The 15,227-nt window shown below is 66.4% G+C and carries 14 protein-coding genes; 5 read left to right on the top strand and 9 right to left on the bottom strand.

Annotation, left to right across the window (positions count from 1 at the left end):
• Nucleotides 1–84: 84 nt before the first annotated feature.
• The 5 genes from QN315_RS13820 (at nucleotide 85) to QN315_RS13800 (ending at nucleotide 5,537) form a co-directional block, all read left to right on the top strand.
• On the top strand, nucleotides 85–966 hold the full coding sequence (locus tag QN315_RS13820; RefSeq protein WP_323989848.1) for a DeoR family transcriptional regulator: 882 nt from the start codon (nucleotides 85–87) through the stop codon (nucleotides 964–966).
• Nucleotides 963–1,949, top strand: coding sequence for a sugar kinase (locus QN315_RS13815; RefSeq protein WP_323989847.1), 987 nt, complete (start codon nucleotides 963–965; stop codon nucleotides 1,947–1,949). The genes QN315_RS13820 and QN315_RS13815 overlap by 4 nt, the downstream gene beginning before the upstream one ends.
• Entirely contained in the window at nucleotides 1,946–3,280 is a 1,335-nt protein-coding gene (locus QN315_RS13810) for a D-tagatose-bisphosphate aldolase, class II, non-catalytic subunit (RefSeq protein ID WP_323989846.1), read from the top strand. The genes QN315_RS13815 and QN315_RS13810 overlap by 4 nt, the downstream gene beginning before the upstream one ends.
• A gap of 2 nt (nucleotides 3,281–3,282) precedes the next feature.
• Nucleotides 3,283–4,125, top strand: coding sequence for an L-iditol 2-dehydrogenase (locus QN315_RS13805; protein WP_323989845.1), 843 nt, complete (start codon nucleotides 3,283–3,285; stop codon nucleotides 4,123–4,125).
• A gap of 68 nt (nucleotides 4,126–4,193) precedes the next feature.
• Nucleotides 4,194–5,537 (top strand): sugar ABC transporter substrate-binding protein, encoded by a 1,344-nt coding sequence (locus QN315_RS13800; RefSeq protein WP_176639235.1) that lies wholly within the window; start codon nucleotides 4,194–4,196, stop codon nucleotides 5,535–5,537.
• A gap of 73 nt (nucleotides 5,538–5,610) precedes the next feature.
• On the opposite strand, the gene QN315_RS13795 is transcribed toward QN315_RS13800, so the two are convergent.
• The 9 genes from QN315_RS13795 to QN315_RS13755 all read right to left on the bottom strand — a co-directional run bounded on the left by QN315_RS13795 (nucleotide 5,611) and on the right by QN315_RS13755 (nucleotide 15,206).
• Nucleotides 5,611–6,384: an SDR family NAD(P)-dependent oxidoreductase gene (locus tag QN315_RS13795; protein WP_323989843.1), complete on the bottom strand. Its 774-nt coding sequence runs from the start codon at nucleotides 6,382–6,384 to the stop codon at nucleotides 5,611–5,613.
• Between the two features lie 28 nt (nucleotides 6,385–6,412).
• Entirely contained in the window at nucleotides 6,413–7,519 is a 1,107-nt protein-coding gene (locus tag QN315_RS13790; protein ID WP_323989841.1) for a sn-glycerol-3-phosphate ABC transporter ATP-binding protein UgpC, read from the bottom strand.
• A 39-nt stretch (nucleotides 7,520–7,558) separates the two neighbouring features.
• Nucleotides 7,559–8,386: a carbohydrate ABC transporter permease gene (locus QN315_RS13785; protein WP_176639238.1), complete on the bottom strand. Its 828-nt coding sequence runs from the start codon at nucleotides 8,384–8,386 to the stop codon at nucleotides 7,559–7,561.
• 4 nt (nucleotides 8,387–8,390) lie between these two features.
• A complete protein-coding gene (locus QN315_RS13780) occupies nucleotides 8,391–9,278 on the bottom strand; it encodes a sugar ABC transporter permease (RefSeq protein WP_323993513.1) in 888 nt (295 codons plus the stop codon).
• A 60-nt stretch (nucleotides 9,279–9,338) separates the two neighbouring features.
• On the bottom strand, nucleotides 9,339–10,970 hold the full coding sequence (locus QN315_RS13775) for an FGGY-family carbohydrate kinase (RefSeq protein ID WP_323989840.1): 1,632 nt from the start codon (nucleotides 10,968–10,970) through the stop codon (nucleotides 9,339–9,341).
• 193 nt (nucleotides 10,971–11,163) lie between these two features.
• On the bottom strand, nucleotides 11,164–12,060 hold the full coding sequence (locus QN315_RS13770) for a fructose bisphosphate aldolase (RefSeq protein WP_323989839.1): 897 nt from the start codon (nucleotides 12,058–12,060) through the stop codon (nucleotides 11,164–11,166).
• A 181-nt stretch (nucleotides 12,061–12,241) separates the two neighbouring features.
• Entirely contained in the window at nucleotides 12,242–13,720 is a 1,479-nt protein-coding gene (locus tag QN315_RS13765) for a M81 family metallopeptidase (RefSeq protein WP_323989838.1), read from the bottom strand.
• A 44-nt stretch (nucleotides 13,721–13,764) separates the two neighbouring features.
• Nucleotides 13,765–14,169: a RidA family protein gene (locus QN315_RS13760; protein ID WP_246285392.1), complete on the bottom strand. Its 405-nt coding sequence runs from the start codon at nucleotides 14,167–14,169 to the stop codon at nucleotides 13,765–13,767.
• Entirely contained in the window at nucleotides 14,157–15,206 is a 1,050-nt protein-coding gene (locus QN315_RS13755) for a D-TA family PLP-dependent enzyme (RefSeq protein WP_323989837.1), read from the bottom strand. Before QN315_RS13755 ends, QN315_RS13760 begins: the two co-directional genes overlap by 13 nt.
• Nucleotides 15,207–15,227: the final 21 nt, after the last annotated feature.

Genomic DNA, 15,227 nt, shown 5'->3' with positions numbered 1-15,227 from the left:
AACGCCGTTGCGCCCTCCCCCCCGGCAGGCGCATACAGCTTCACATCGAAAGTCCTTTCTTTCGATATGAAAGATGATCGCACCATGTCGATCGGTACCCGAAGCACGGTCCTGCAACGCCGCCTGCACATCGCCGAACGGATCCGGCAGCAGGGACAGGTGCGGGTCGACGCGCTCGCCCGCGAATGCGGCATCTCCACGGTCACCATCCGCGCCGACCTCGCCTATCTCGAGGACCAGGGCCTGGCCATCCGCACCAGCGGCGGCGCGCGCGCGACCGGCGCCGTTCGCCACGGCGCGCGCGACGCGCAATGCCCGCTCTCGACGCCGCAGCACCGCGCCATGGCCATGATCGCGGCGCGACTGGCGCGGCCGCCCATGACCGTGCTGCTGGGTCCGGGCACGCTGCCGGCCCTGCTGCCGCCCTATCTGCCGCCCGCGCCCGACCTGAACATCGTCGTGACGTCGCTCGATGCGCTGCCCGCCGCCCGCCAGCATGGCGGCGGACAGGTGCATCTGCTGGGCGGCCAGTGCCACCCCGACCGGCCGGACATCGACGGACCGGCCGCCATCCGCGCGCTGGCGCTGCACGACATCGACCTGTTCGTCCTGGAAACCGCCTGGATCGCCCGGACCGGCCTGGCCCTGCATGCCAATGCCTCGCTCCCGCTGCACCAGGCCGCGGCCAGGGCCGCGCGCGCCACCGCATCCCTGCTCGACGCCGGCCGGCACGGCGCCTCCACCCCGCCATGCGCCGTGCTGCTCCAGGCCACCGATTTCCTGATCACCGCCGACCGGCCGGACACGCCCTCCCCGCTTCTGCTCGCCGATCTGGGCTTCGCGCCCGCCCCGCCATCCGGCGACCCGGCACGGCTCTACGCACGATCGCGCGCCAGATCCGACGACGCAGCCCGCCCGCCCAGCACGCGTAAAGATACCCAAGACGTTGGAGCCCCCGTGACATGAGACCCGACACGCCCCCGCGCCCCCCGGACATGACGGGCATGATCGTGACCATCGGCGAGACCCTCGCCGAGATCATGGCCGAACAGACCGGCCACGGCTTCCGCGAACCGATGGCCCTGCGCGGCCCGTATCCCTCGGGCGCGCCGGCGATCTTCATCGACCAGGTGGCGCGGCTCGGCCATCCGGCGGGGCTGATTTCCTGCGTCGGCAACGATGATTTCGGCATGCTGAACATCGAGCGGCTGCGGCGCGACGGCGTCGACGTCTCGGCGATCCGCGTCGCCCTCGACCAGGCCACGGGCACCGCGTTCGTCCGCTACCGGCCGGATGGCGAGCGCGATTTCGTCTATAATATCCGCCATTCCGCCTGCGGCCTGGTCAGCCTGACCGACCAGGCGCTCGGCCTGCTGGACCGCGCGCGCCACCTGCATGTCATGGGCTCGTCCCTCTTTTCCTTCCGCATCATCGATGAGGTCGCGACGGCGCTGAAACATGTCAGGCAACGCGGCGGCACCTTGTCTTTCGATCCCAATATCCGCAAGGAAATGCTCGATATTCCGGAAATGCGCGCGGCGATGGAAATGATGCTGCAGCATTGCGACATCTTCCTGCCCAGCGGCCCGGAACTGATGATGCTGACCGACGCGAAGACCGAGGACGATGCGGTGCGGGAAATCCTCGGCGCCGGCGTGTCCGAAATCGTCGTCAAGCGCGGCGCCCGGGGCGCCAGCTATTACGGCCGCGGCGACACGCTGCACCTGCCCGCCTGCCCGGCGCAGGAAATCGACCCGACCGGCGCCGGCGACTGCTTCGGCGCCACCTTCGTGACCTGCCGCCTGCAAGGCCGCGCCCCGCGCGACAGCCTCCGCTACGCCAACGCCGCCGGCGCCCGCGCGGTGACGGTCCGCGGCCCGATGGAAGGGGTTTCGACCTTCGCCGAACTGGATGCCGTACTCGCCCACGGCGCCGGAGCCGCGGCATGACGCCGGAAACCGCCGCCACGGGCGACGGCCCGCTGGCCGCCCTGCGCCCGCTGCGCGACCAGGGGCATCCGCGCGGGATCGTCTCGGTCTGCTCGGCCCACCCGATGGTGATCGAGGCCGCCTTGCGCCATGCCCGCGCCCGGGGCACCCACGCGCTGATCGAGGCCACCTGCAACCAGGTCAACCAGGATGGCGGCTATACCGGCATGACCCCGGCCGATTTCCGCGATTTCGTCTTCGCCATCGCCGGCCGGATCGGACTGCCGCCGGCGCGGATCATCCTGGGCGGCGACCATCTCGGCCCCAACCCGTGGCGGCACCTGCCGCCCGACGACGCCATGGCCCGGGCCGGCGACATGATCGCCGCCTATGTCAGGGCCGGATTCCGCAAGCTGCATCTCGACGCCAGCATGGGCTGCCGGGGAGAGCCCCCGCACCTGCCCGACGCGATCGTCGCCCAGCGCGCCGCCCGCCTGGCCGCGCGCGCCGAAACCCAGGGCCAGGTCACGCCGGGCCGCATCACGCCGGGCCAAACCGGGCCGCTCTATGTCATCGGCACCGAAATCCCGACGCCGGGCGGCGCGACCGAGGCGCTGGACCATCTGGCCCCGACCGCCCCCGACGCCGCGCTGGCCACCTGGCGGATCCACCAGGCCGCCTTCGCCGAACACGCGCCCGCCGCCTGGTCCCGGGTGCTGGGCCTCGTCGTGCAACCGGGGGTGGAATTCGGCCATGACGACGTCGCGATCTACCGGCCCGACCGCGCCCGGGCCCTGTCGGCCACGCTGGACCACATGCCCGGCCTGGTGTTCGAGGCCCATTCGACCGACTACCAGCCGGACGCCGCCCTGGCCTCACTGGTGCGGGATGGTTTCGCCATCCTCAAGGTCGGCCCCGAACTGACCTTCGCGCTGCGTGAGGCACTGTACGGCCTGGATGCGATGTCGGGCTTCCTGCACCCTGGCGCGCCGTCGCTGCGCGATACGATGGAGCGCCTCATGCTGGCCGCTCCCGCCCACTGGGCCGGCCATTATCCCGGCGCTCCGGACGCCCAGCACCTGCTGCGCCATTTCAGCTACAGCGATCGTATCCGGTATTACTGGCCGACGGCCGAGGCCGGGGCCGCGGTACAGGCGTTGCGCGCACGCCTGTCATCCGCCCCCCTGCCCCCCACCCTCGTCAGCCAGTACCTGCCGCGCCTGTACGATCGCGTCCGATCCGGCGCCCTGCCGGCTACCCCCGACGCTCTGCTGCTTCAGGCGGTCGGGGACGTCCTGGATCGCTACGGCCGTGCCGCCGGCGATCCCCCAGCCAAGGAAGAAAGACAATAAAAATGGCCAACCCCAAGCCATTGGCGGGCAAGACCGCACTGATCACCGGGGCCGCGCGCGGCATCGGCAAGGCGATCGCCGCGCGCTATGCCCAGGAAGGCGCGCATGTCGTCATCGGCGATCTCAACGGCGACGGCGCCGCCGCGACGGCCGCCGCCCTGGACGACGGACATCCCAGCGACGGACAGCCCGGCGGCGGACATTCCGGCATCGCGCTGGACGTCACCCGCCAGGACTCGATCGACGCGGCGATCGCCCATGTCGTCGGCCGCCACGGGCGGCTCGACATCCTGGTCAACAATGCCGGGATCTTCGACCTGGCCCCCACGGTCGAGATCACGCGCGACAGCTACCGGCGGGTCTTCGCGGTGAATGTCGAGGGATTGCTGTTCACCCTGCAGGCCGCCGCCCGCCAGATGATCGCGCAAGGCAAGGACGGTGAAGGCCAGGGCGGTAAAGGCAAGGGCGGCAAGATCATCAACTTCGCCTCTCAGGCCGGCCGGCGCGGCGAGGCCCTGGTCGCCGTCTATTGCGCGTCCAAGGCCGCCGTGATCTCGATCACCCAGAGCACCGGCCTCGACCTGATCAAATACGGCATCAACGTCAACGCCATCGCCCCCGGCGTGGTGGACAACGAGCATTGGGACGACGTGGATCGCCGCTTCGCGCGATACGAACATCTGCAGCCCGGCGAGAAGAAGCGCATGGTCGGCGCCGCCGTGCCGTTCGGCCGCATGGCCCGGCCCGAGGAAATCGCCGGCCTCGCGGTGTTCCTCGCCTCGCCCGATGCCGACTACATCGTCGCGCAGACCTACAATATCGATGGCGGCAACTGGATGAGCTGACCGCCGTTCTTCTTCCGCGCGTTCCCGACGACAACAAGAAAAACAAGAAAAGAAAAATGACGACAGACATGAAAAAACCGGTCCTGCGGACCTTCGCCCTCCTCGCCGGCGGGGCCGCCTCCCTGGTCGCCGTCTCCCTGGCCGGCCTCGCCACGGCCCGCGCCGACACGACCCTGACCATCGCCACGGTCAACAACGTGCAGATGATCGAAATGCGCAAATTGTCGCACGTGTTCGAAACCGCCCACCCCGACATCCACCTGCAATGGGTCACGCTCGAAGAAAATGTCCTGCGCCAGCGCGTGACGACCGACATCGCGACCCATGCCGGCCAGTTCGACATCCTGACCATCGGCAATTACGAGGTTCCGCTCTGGGCGAAACTGGGCTGGCTGGACAAGTTCGACAACCTGCCCGCCGCGTACGACGCGGGCGACATCATCGCGGCCGTGCGCGACAGCATCAGCTACCAGGGACAGCTCTACGCCCTGCCCTTCTATGCCGAAAGCGCGATGACCCTGTACCGCAAGGACCTGTTCGCCAAGGCCGGGATCACCATGCCCGCCGCCCCGACCTATGACCAGATCCGCGACTTCGCCGCCAAGACCACGGACAAGGCCGCCGGCATCTACGGCATCTGCCTGCGCGGCAAGCCCGGCTGGGGCGAGAACATGGCCTATGTCACCACCCTGGTCACGGCCTTCGGCGGCCAGTATTTCGACCGGGACTGGAAGGCCACGATCGATACGCCGGCCTGGCATGACGCGCTGGCCTATTATACCGGCGTCATGACCAAATACGGCCCGCCCGGCGCCAGCGCCAACGGGTTCAACGAAAACCTCTCCCTGTTCGTCACCGGCCATTGCGCCATGTGGATCGACGCCACCAGCGCCGCCGGCACCGTGTTCGACAAGAAGCAGAGCAGCGTGGCCGACCAGGTCGGTTTCGCCGCCATGCCGACCGGCGTCTTCAAGGGCGGCCCGACCTGGCTGTGGTCATGGAACCTGGCGATCCCGGCGACCTCGACCCATGCCGACGCCGCGCGCACCTTCATCGAATGGGCGACGTCCAAGGAGTATGTGCAGCTCGTCGCCAAGACCGACGGGTGGGTGAACATCCCTCCCGGCACCCGTACTTCGTCCTACCAGTCGCCGGAATACCAGAAGGTCGCGCCGTTCTCGGACTTCGTCCTCCAGGCGATCGAACACTCCAACCCGTCCGGCCAGACCGCGCAGCCCCGCCCCTATGTCGGCGCGCAATTCGTCGATATCGCGCCCTTCCAGGGCATCGGCACCCAGATCGGCCAGATCGTGGCCGCCATGCTCACCGGCGCGACGAGCCTCGATGGCGGGCTGAAATCCGCCAACGCCATCGCCAATCGCGCGATGCGCCAGGCCGGCTACCAGAAATGACCTCCAGCCGAACCTGATCCAACAGGACCGGGATCCAACAGGACCGGGCGGCACGCCGCCCGGTCCGCCTCGCCTACCAGACCGTGAATCCGGCATCGACATTGACGACCGCCCCGGTCATCAGGCTGGCGGCATCCGACGCCAGGAACTGCACCACCGACGCCACCTCGTCCGGCTGTCCCACCCGATGCATCGGCGTCCCCTCCAGCCAGGCGTCGTACAGGCGCGGATTCTCCATGCCGAAGCGCGTCAGCGTCGTCTCGATATAGGTCGGCGCCACCGCATTCACCCGTATGCCGCGCGTCGCCCACTCCGCCGCCAGCGAGCGGGTATATTGATGCACCCCGGCCTTCGACGCGTTATAGGCCGCCTGCTCCTGCGGCTTGTTGACGATCTGCCCGGACATCGACCCGATATTGACGATCGCGCCGCCCCCCTGCTCCAGCATGATCCGCCCGAAGGTCCGGCAGCAGCGAAAGATGCCGTTCAGGTTGATGTCCACCTGCTTCAGCCATTGCGCATCGGTCATGTCCTCGGCCCTGACCTCGGAAATGCAGATCCCGGCATTGCAGACCAGGATATCCACATGTCCCTCCTCCGCCTTCAGCCGGGCGGCCAGCGCGTCCACGCTTTCGGTGCTGGTCACGTCCAGCGTCGCCCCCGCGACATCCAGCCCCCCGGCCCGCAATTCGGCGGCGGCGCCCTCCGCCAGCCGGCCGTCCAGGTCGGCGATGATCACCCGCGCGCCGAATTCCGCCAGCGCCGTCACGCAGGCCAGGCCGATATTCTGCGCGCCGCCCGTCACCACCGCCGTGCGGCCGTCCAGGCGCAACTTTTGCGTGTACATACGATCCGATTCCTCTCGATATCCGCCCTCAGGGCCCGACCAGCAACGGGTGCGCCGCCGAATGATCCAGCGCCATGCCGTCGGCGTCGAACAGGTGGCAATGTTCCGGGTCGGGAGCGACGCTGACCGGCGTGTCGGGCCTGTCCGCATTGTCGCCGCCGGTCTGCACCACGATCTGCGTCCCGTCGGACAGGCGCACATGCAGCAGGGTGGCCGCCCCCAGCCGCTCGCTGATCTCCACCAGCCCCTGCGTGGTACCACCGTCATGCAGCCCGACATGCTCGGGCCGCACCCCCAGCGTGACGCTGGCCCCCGTCTCCAGCGCCGTGCCGTCCATCGGCAGGACCACGGTCAGCGGCCCGGCCGTCACGGTGATCTCCCGGTCCGACCGCGCCACCACTCGCGCCGGCAGCAAATTCATCGCCGGCGATCCCATGAACTGCGCGACGAACAGGTTGCGCGGGCGGTGATACAGCTCCAGCGGCGTGCCGATCTGCTCGACCACCCCCTTGCGCAGCACCACGATCCGGTCGGCCATCGTCATCGCCTCGACCTGGTCATGCGTCACATAGATGGTCGTGGCCCCCAGCCGGCGATGCAGGGTGGCCAGTTCCACACGCATCTGCCCGCGCAGCGCCGCATCCAGGTTGGACAGCGGCTCGTCGAACAGAAAGACCTTGGGGTTGCGCACGATCGCCCGCCCGATCGCCACGCGCTGCCGCTGGCCGCCGGATAATTGCCCCGGCTTGTGGTTCAGATAGGGCTCCAGTTGCAGGATCCGCGCGACATCGGCGATGCGGTGCCGCCGCTCGGCCTCCGGCATGCCGGCCAGGCGCAGCGAGAATTCCATGTTCCGGTACACGTTCATGTGCGGATACAGCGCATAGGACTGAAACACCATCGCCAGCCCCCGCTCGGCCGGCCCCATGTCGTTCACCCGCGCGCCGTCGATCAGCAGGTCCCCGGCGCTGATCTCCTCCAGCCCCGCGATCATGCGCAGCAGGGTCGATTTGCCGCAGCCGGACGGCCCGACGAAGACCACGAATTCCCGGTCCCGGATCGTCATCGAGACCCCTTTGATGATCTCCTCGTCCGAATAGGTCTTGCGGACGTCCCGCAACTCCACTGTCGCCATGACACCCCCCGTTCTTGTTGTTTTTATTGAATGATCCGGCTACTTCACCGCGCCGAAGGTCAGCCCCCGGACCAGTTGCTTCTGGCTCAGCCAGCCGAACACCAGGATCGGCGCCACCGCCAGAGTCGACGCCGCCGACAATTTGCCGAAGAACAGCCCTTCGGGCGACGAGAAGGACGCGATGAAGGTCGGCAGCGGCGCCGCCGACGAGGATGTCAGGTTCAGCGACCAGAACGCCTCGTTCCAGCACAGGATCATCGACAGCAGGCCGGTCGAGGCGATCCCCGGCAGGGCCAGCGGCAGCAGCACCTGGGTGATCTCCTGCCAGCGCGTGGCGCCGTCCATCCGCCCGGCCTCCAGGATCGGCACCGGCACCTCGCGGAAGAAGGTGTACAGCATCCAGACCATGATCGGCAGGTTGGTCAGCACGTAGATCACCACCAGCCCGGTACGGGTGTCCAGCAGTCCCGTATTGCGCGCCAGCAGATAGATCGGCACCAGCACGCCGACCGAGGGCAGCATGCGGGTGGACAGCATCCACAGCAGCGTGCCGCGCGTGCGCGGCCCGGGATGAAAGGCCATGGCATAGGCCGCCGGAATCGCCAGCAGCAGGACCACGATCGTGGCCAGCACGGATATGGCGATGCTGTTTGCCGCGAAATGCCAGTAATTCTCCTGCGCGAACACCTCGCGATAGCTGGCCAGGGTCGGATGGAAGATCAGTTGCGGCGGGGTCGAGATCGCATCGGCCTCGCTCTTGAAGCCGGTCAGCCCCATCCACAGGATGGGAAAGAAGACCCACAGCGCCACGGCCCAGGCCAGGGCGCCGATGGCCGCGCGCTTCACTCTCGCATGACGGGCAGGCATGGCGTCAGGCCTCCAGGTTGCGGGCGACGGCGCGCAGCAGGAACGCCGCCACGATATTGGCGATCACGATGGCCACCACGCCCCCCGCCGAGGCGCCGCCCACATCGAATTGCAGCAGCGCGCGGGAATAGATCAGGAACGCCAGGTTGGTCGACGCCACCCCCGGCCCGCCGGCCGTGGTAACCGCGATCTCGGCGAACACCGCCAGCAGGAAGATCGTCTCAATCATGATGACGACGGTGATCGCCCGCGCCAGGTGCGGCAGGATGATGAAGCGGAACTGCGCCAGCGGCCCCGCGCCGTCCATCCGCGCGGCCTCCTTCTGTTCCGAGTCCAGCGACTGGATCGCCGTCAGCAGGATCAGGATCGCAAAAGGCAGCCATTCCCACGCCACGATCATCACCAGCGTCGCCAGCGGATAGTTCGACAGCCAGTCCACCGGGGTCAGCCCGACCGCCCGCATCATGGCGGAATAGACGCCATAGATCGGATGCAGCATAAGGTTCTTCCACAGCAGGGCGGACACGGTCGGCATGATGAAGAAGGGCGAGATCACCAGCACCCGCGCCACCCCGCGCCCCAGGAACGCCTGGTCGAACAGCACGGCCAGCACGGTCCCCAGCCCCACGGTGATCGCCAGTACCCCACCGACCAAAATCGCAGTATTCAAAAGCGCAGTCAGGAAATCAGGGTCGGTCAGCAAATACCAATAATTATTGACACCTGAAAATCCATGCAGCGTCGGATCCACCAGGTTGTAATTACGTGTCGAATACCACAACGTCATCGCCAAAGGAACCAGCGACCACACCAGAAGAAGCACGACAGCCGGCGACAGCAACATGCCGGCACCATGCCTCTTCCTGCCCGACGCCCGCCCCCGCAGGTTCATGACGAACCCGACATGCCTCACGGTTCCATCCATGATCCGCTCCCCAAAACCAACTTTCCACTACTTTCCCATGATCCGCCGATAATCCATCTGATCCCTGTACATCCGCCTGAAGACCTCCAGCTTCGCCTCATGAAACGCCCGCGTCGCCCGATCCGGCCGCACCTCCGCCCCAACCCGGCTCATCGCCGCCATCGCCACGCCGATCGACGGATACACATCCCCCGCCACCGCCCCCAGAATGGCGCTCCCCAGCAAGACGGCATCCGGTTCCTCGGGCAGCAAAATCCGGCACCCCGTGGCATTGGCATGCTCCCGGACGAACACCGGGTTCCTGGTCCCGCCGCCGGTCGCCAAAATCGTGTCGATCGCATAGCCCTGCCGATTCAGGGCCTCGATAATGTCGCGCGTGCCGTACGCCAGCCCCTGGATGGTCGCCAGATAGAGCCGCGCCAGATCCTCCTCGCTCGCGGACAGGGTCAATCCGCTGATCATCCCGCGCAGGTCCGGATCGGCATGCGGCGAGCGGTTGCCGTGAAAATCCGGCATGACGTGCAAATCGCGCGTTTGCGCGCCCGCCGGCCCCGCGCCGTCCATCATGGCCAGAATGCCGTTCAGTGCCTGATAGACCGTCCGATCATCTTCCTCGGCCCGCCGGCGCAGCGCGTCGGATGCCGGATGCGTGGCAATGATGAAATCGATCAAGCTGCCGGTCGCGGACTGCCCCGCTTCATTCAACCACATGCCCGGCACCATGGCGTCGAAATAGGGGCCCCAGATTCCGGGCACGAAACGCGCATCCGGCGATACCGTCATATGGCAGCTCGATGTTCCGCCGATCAGCGCGAGACGGCGATCGAACGAAGCGGCCCCGCCGGCCTGCGGCGCAGCGCCGATAAGCCCGATGCCGCCCGCATGTGCGTCGATCGCCGATACGGCGACGGGAATCCCCCGAGGAAGGCCCAGTTCTTCGGCCGCTTCCGCGCACAAGCCGGCTCCGACACGGTCGCCCAGGGGACGGATATCGGTGCCGATGCGGCGATAGGCCTCGTCGGCCAGCACGCCCAGCCCGATGGACCGGAAATAGGAGTCATCCCACCGGTCCTGATGCGCCAGATAGGTCCATTTGCAGACAGTCGAACAGCGCGAGCGCGAATCGGCGCCCGTCGCACGCCAGGTCAAGAAATCAGGCAGATCGAAAAAATAGCCCGCGCGGTCGAATTGGTCAGGAAGATTCCTTTTTATCCACAATAATTTCGGCGTTTCCATCTCGGGCGAGATCACGCCGCCGACATAACGCAACACGTCGAAGGATCTGGAATTGATTTCCGTCGCCTCGGCAAGGGCACGATGGTCCATCCACAGAATCACGTCCTGGCCGGGCGCCCCGTCCATGTCGACGGACAGAGGCGCACCGTCGCGGTCCAGCATCACCAGCGAGCAGGTCGCGTCGAACCCGATACCGCGCACATTCAAAGGCCCTGCGACATTCTGCCTGGCCGCCGCGATCGCCGCGGCGACGCTGTCGCACACGGCCTGCCAGATATCGATCGAGGATTGCTGCACGTGTCTCGGGCGCGGATGCCATGTCCGTGTCGACTTGCTGCCCGCACCGAGCTTCCGGCCATCGGTGGTGAAAATCCCGGCACGGGCACTGCCGGTACCGACATCGACCCCTAGTACGACATCCATGTCCGAGGTACTCGTTTTTATTATTTTTTATGACCCTATCGGGTGCGCCGCCAAACCGCAATATATGCAGGAATAACGGTGGAGTGATGAAAGGAAATCCATCACTTCCGGCATGCGCCGGCCTGATCGGCATAGACGGACGGCCCCCGCCTTCCCCCATCCGTGACGGATGGGGGAAGGCGGCAATGGGGCTTCAAAGCTTGACGGTGGACGCCTGGTAAATTTCGTCTATCGCCGCTGCCAGTGTCGCGTCGAACACCTCTTCGCTCATCGTATATTTCAGATCGTCGACCAATGCGCGCGAGAAGCTGGCGATCATGCCGTGATTGGCCGACAGGCGCCTGCACGCGTCGGCCCGCGTATAACCGCCCGACAACGCGACGACGCGCTGCACGCGCGAATGCGTCATCAGATCCAGATAGAGATCCGGTTTTTCGGGAATCGTCAGCTTCAACATGACCGGATAACTGCCAGGCAGCGCGTCCAGGCCCCTTGTCAGTTCTTCCAGCAGAATCGCTTCGGCGCCCGCCTTATCGGGGCTCTTGATCAGGACCTCCGGCTCCAGGATCGGGACGAGGCCGTGGGCTGCGATCTGCTCGGCCAGATCGAATTGCTGCTTCGCAATCGCGGCGATGCCTTCGCGATCCGGCAGATTGATGACCGAGCGTTCCTTGGTGCCGTACACGCCCAGCTTCACCGCACGGGCAAGCAGGTCGTCCAGACCGGGGATTGGCTTCATCAGGCTGACGCCGTTCCGTTCGGGCTCCAACCCCTTGTCGACTTTCAGAAACGGCACGATCCCCCGATCTTCCCAGAGGAAGCTGGGGACGGGCTTGCCTTCCGCCAAGCCGTCCATCGTACGCTCGAACAGGATGGCCGCGATGACCTTGTCCCCGCTGAAAGACGGCGCCGTCATGATACGCACGCGCATCTCGTGCATCAGCCGGAACATTTCCTCTTCGCCGTCATAGGCGCTGTCGGGGATGCCGTAATGGCGCAGAGCGCCGGGGGTCGAGCCGCCGCTTTGGTCGAGAGCGGCGATAAAACCCGGTTTTTTCGCCATTTGCGCCGTCATTCCATCATTGGACATGATATTTCCTTCCCGGTGGGTTTGGCGGCATGATTGACGGGCAGGGCCGGAAATTCAATCCTGAAACCGCCTGTCCGACGACGCCGATCACCGAAAGATGATGCATTCCACCGGACAGGGCGGCCGTCCGCCGCTGTGTCGGTCCGCCGCGGCCCGCGATTCCGTTTGAACGGAATCTGCCCTATGTCTCGGCCCCGTGCGGATCTTCGTGGCGCGGCCAGATGGCGCGCGTCAGATTGCGGTATCGCGTCCTTCGCGGATCGGACGGATAATGGGTGCCGGCATCGACGTATAGAATTTCAGCGGCGATCGGCTTGAACGCCGCGTGGAAATGATTTGTCGATTTCACCAGCAGATAGCGCTTGGCGGCGATATCGATATCCATGCCGGCGAATATATCCGGGTCGAAAGCCTGGGTACGGTTGGTGTTCAGGATTATGTCGATGTGCGTGCCGGCCGGTCGCACCACCGCGCTTGCGCCCAGCGGTACCCGGCTGGCGCCGAAACTCTGCCAGGCTTCGGCCACGACACGCCGCACGATCACGTCGGCATCAATCGGTTCTCCGGCGCCGGGACCGCTTTTGCCTCCAAACCGCAAGGCGATCCGCGCGCCCTCGCCCGCGGCCAGGCAAAACATGACCGCGATCGGATCCCAGATCGTCCCGACCGCGATGTCGTCCATCCCGGCCTTCATCATCGCATCGAGTATCAATGTGCCGTCGCCCGCCACGCCGCCGCCGGGATTGTCCCATATGTCGGCCAGCACCACAGGCGCGCCGGCGGTCGCGGCGGCCCCGGCGGCACGGACCAATGCCGGCCCGATCCCCAGTTTCGGCATGCTGGTCGTACCGCGCATGGCGAACAGGGCGTTGCCCGTTTCCCGGGCCAGCCGCTTGCCGCGTTCCGGTGCATTGTCGGTGACGATCGCGATCCGCGTCCCCAGTTCGGGCACGTCGCCCGCCAGAAAGCCGTGGATGATCGAGGCGCTGAGGATCCGATCCTGGCCTTCCAACGCGCGCAGGCGGTCGACGAAGCCGCGCATCGGCTGCTGGCTGGTCGGCAGGACGTCGATCATCCGGCAGTCGAACGTGGATATGACCGGCCGGATTTCGCGCCGGGCCGCCCGCAGCACCAGATCCACGGCCTGTTCGGCGCGCGCGACGAAATCCGTGTGCGGAAATTCCAGGAAGGCGTTCAGGATATCGAGATTCTCCACGCGTTTCGGAGTCAGGTGACTATGCGGATCGAAGGTCGCGCCGATCACTGTGTCCGGCCCGGCGATCGCACGTGCGCGCGCGATCAGGTCGCCCTCGCAATCGTCCTCGCCTTGCGCCACCATGGCGCCATGCAACCCCAGCACGATGGCATTTACCGGCAATGCGGCACGCAACTGCGCCAATATCTCGTCGCGCAGGCTTTCAAACGTCTCGCGCTGCACCAGGCCGCCCGGCTCGGCCCATGTTGCGGTCCCTTCGATCAATGTGAATCCGTCCCGCCGCGCCCGATCGCGCAGGACCGGAAAGACGGCCGAGCACAAGGTGGGGGTTGGCGGATGCGCCCCCGGCGGCGCATAGAAGGCGGACAGGAAACTCGACCGATCGGTGGGTATCGGCGAGAACGTATTGGTTTCAGTCGCCAAGGACGCGACAAACACCCGCATGATATGACCCCGTCAGGTTCCCGTGTGATTTCGGATTTGCCGGCCTAAAGCGGACGATAGGCGACAACGTCGATCTCGACCGCGATATCGATCATCAATTTGGCCTCGACGGTCGTGCGGGCCGGTGGCTCGGACGGAAACCAGGCGGCATAAGCCTGGTTGAATGCATCGAAATCCTTCGCGTCGCTGAGAATGGCGAAGGTCTTGACGACGTCGGTCATCGCGCATCCGGCCAGTTGCAATGCGGAGGCGATGTTCTCCATCACCGCATGCGTCTGTTCGATCACGCCGCCGGCAACGATCTTGCCATCCCGGACCGGGACCTGGCCGGAGACAAAGACAAAATCACCCGCACGCACCGCCGGGGAGAGGGGAACATGCGCCGCCCCGAATATTTTCTTGATCATTGGCTTGTCCTGTTTCACTGGCGTCTGAATCAGGTCACGCATCCGCGCGCCGCGACGGTTACGGCGTCGACGACGCGATCACCGGATACGACATAGACCTTGTCGAACAGGTTGCTGACGACGCAGGCATGATTGGGCACGATGCGGACCCGGTCGCCGATCCGCGGCAGGCCGCCGCCGCGTAGGATACCGTGCTCTTCGCTGAGTCCGGTGAGCGTCGCGTCGGGACAGGACAGGACATGGCCGAACCCGTCCATGCCCAGCAGATCGCTGGTCAGGGTTTTGGTGCCGGCGTCGATGATGGCGCGGTTCGGCGTTGGTTTGCTGACAATGGTGGAGAGAACGGTCAGCGCGCATTCGTCGAGCCGGGCCGCGCCGGCGGCGACCTGCGAGCGGTCCATGTAGATATAAGTACCGGGTCGATATTCCGTCAGGCCGGGAAGCGTGTGCGCGCGCCACAGGTCCGGGGTGCCGCCGGCGGAGACGACCGGCAGCGGGATGCCTGCGGCGTCGAAGCGTGCCGAGGCGACGGCGAGCCATTCGGCCGCGAGGGCGGTCTTGCCGGCAGCCGGATAGGTCATCACGCCGCCGAACCGCGCCCCGGTGCCGCCGTCGAGCATTTGCGCCAGTGCCACGGCTTCGTCCGGGGTCTGGACGCCGCAGCGGCCGCCGCCAGTGTCGCATTCGATCAGGATATCGAATTGTACGTCGGCGGCGCGGGCCGTGCGGAGATAGCCGGCGATGGTGTGGGCGCTGTCGGCGGCGACGGTCAGTTTCACGCGACGGGCCAGGGCGGCGAGGCGGGTGAGTTTGTCGAAGCCGATGATGTTGTAGCTGACCAGGATGTCGTCGAGGCCGGCGTCGGCCATGATCTCGGCTTCGCCGAGTTTCTGGCAGGTGATGCCGCGGGCACCGGCGGCGACCTGCATGTGGGCGAAAGTTGGGATTTTATGTGTTTTGACGTGAGGACGCAGGGCGAAGCCATGTGAGTTGGCATAATCCTGCGCCCGGCGGATGTTGGCGGTGACGCGGTCGATATCGATCAGGACGCAGGGCGTCGGCAGGGTGGCGAAGGGCATCGTCGTCTCCTTGTCGGCGTA

Origin of the sequence: Nguyenibacter sp. L1, from assembly GCF_035199985.1 — a bacterium.
Taxonomy (GTDB): Bacteria; Pseudomonadota; Alphaproteobacteria; order Acetobacterales; family Acetobacteraceae; genus Gluconacetobacter; species Gluconacetobacter vanlangensis.
This window is presented reverse-complemented; position numbering and strand designations above follow the sequence as displayed.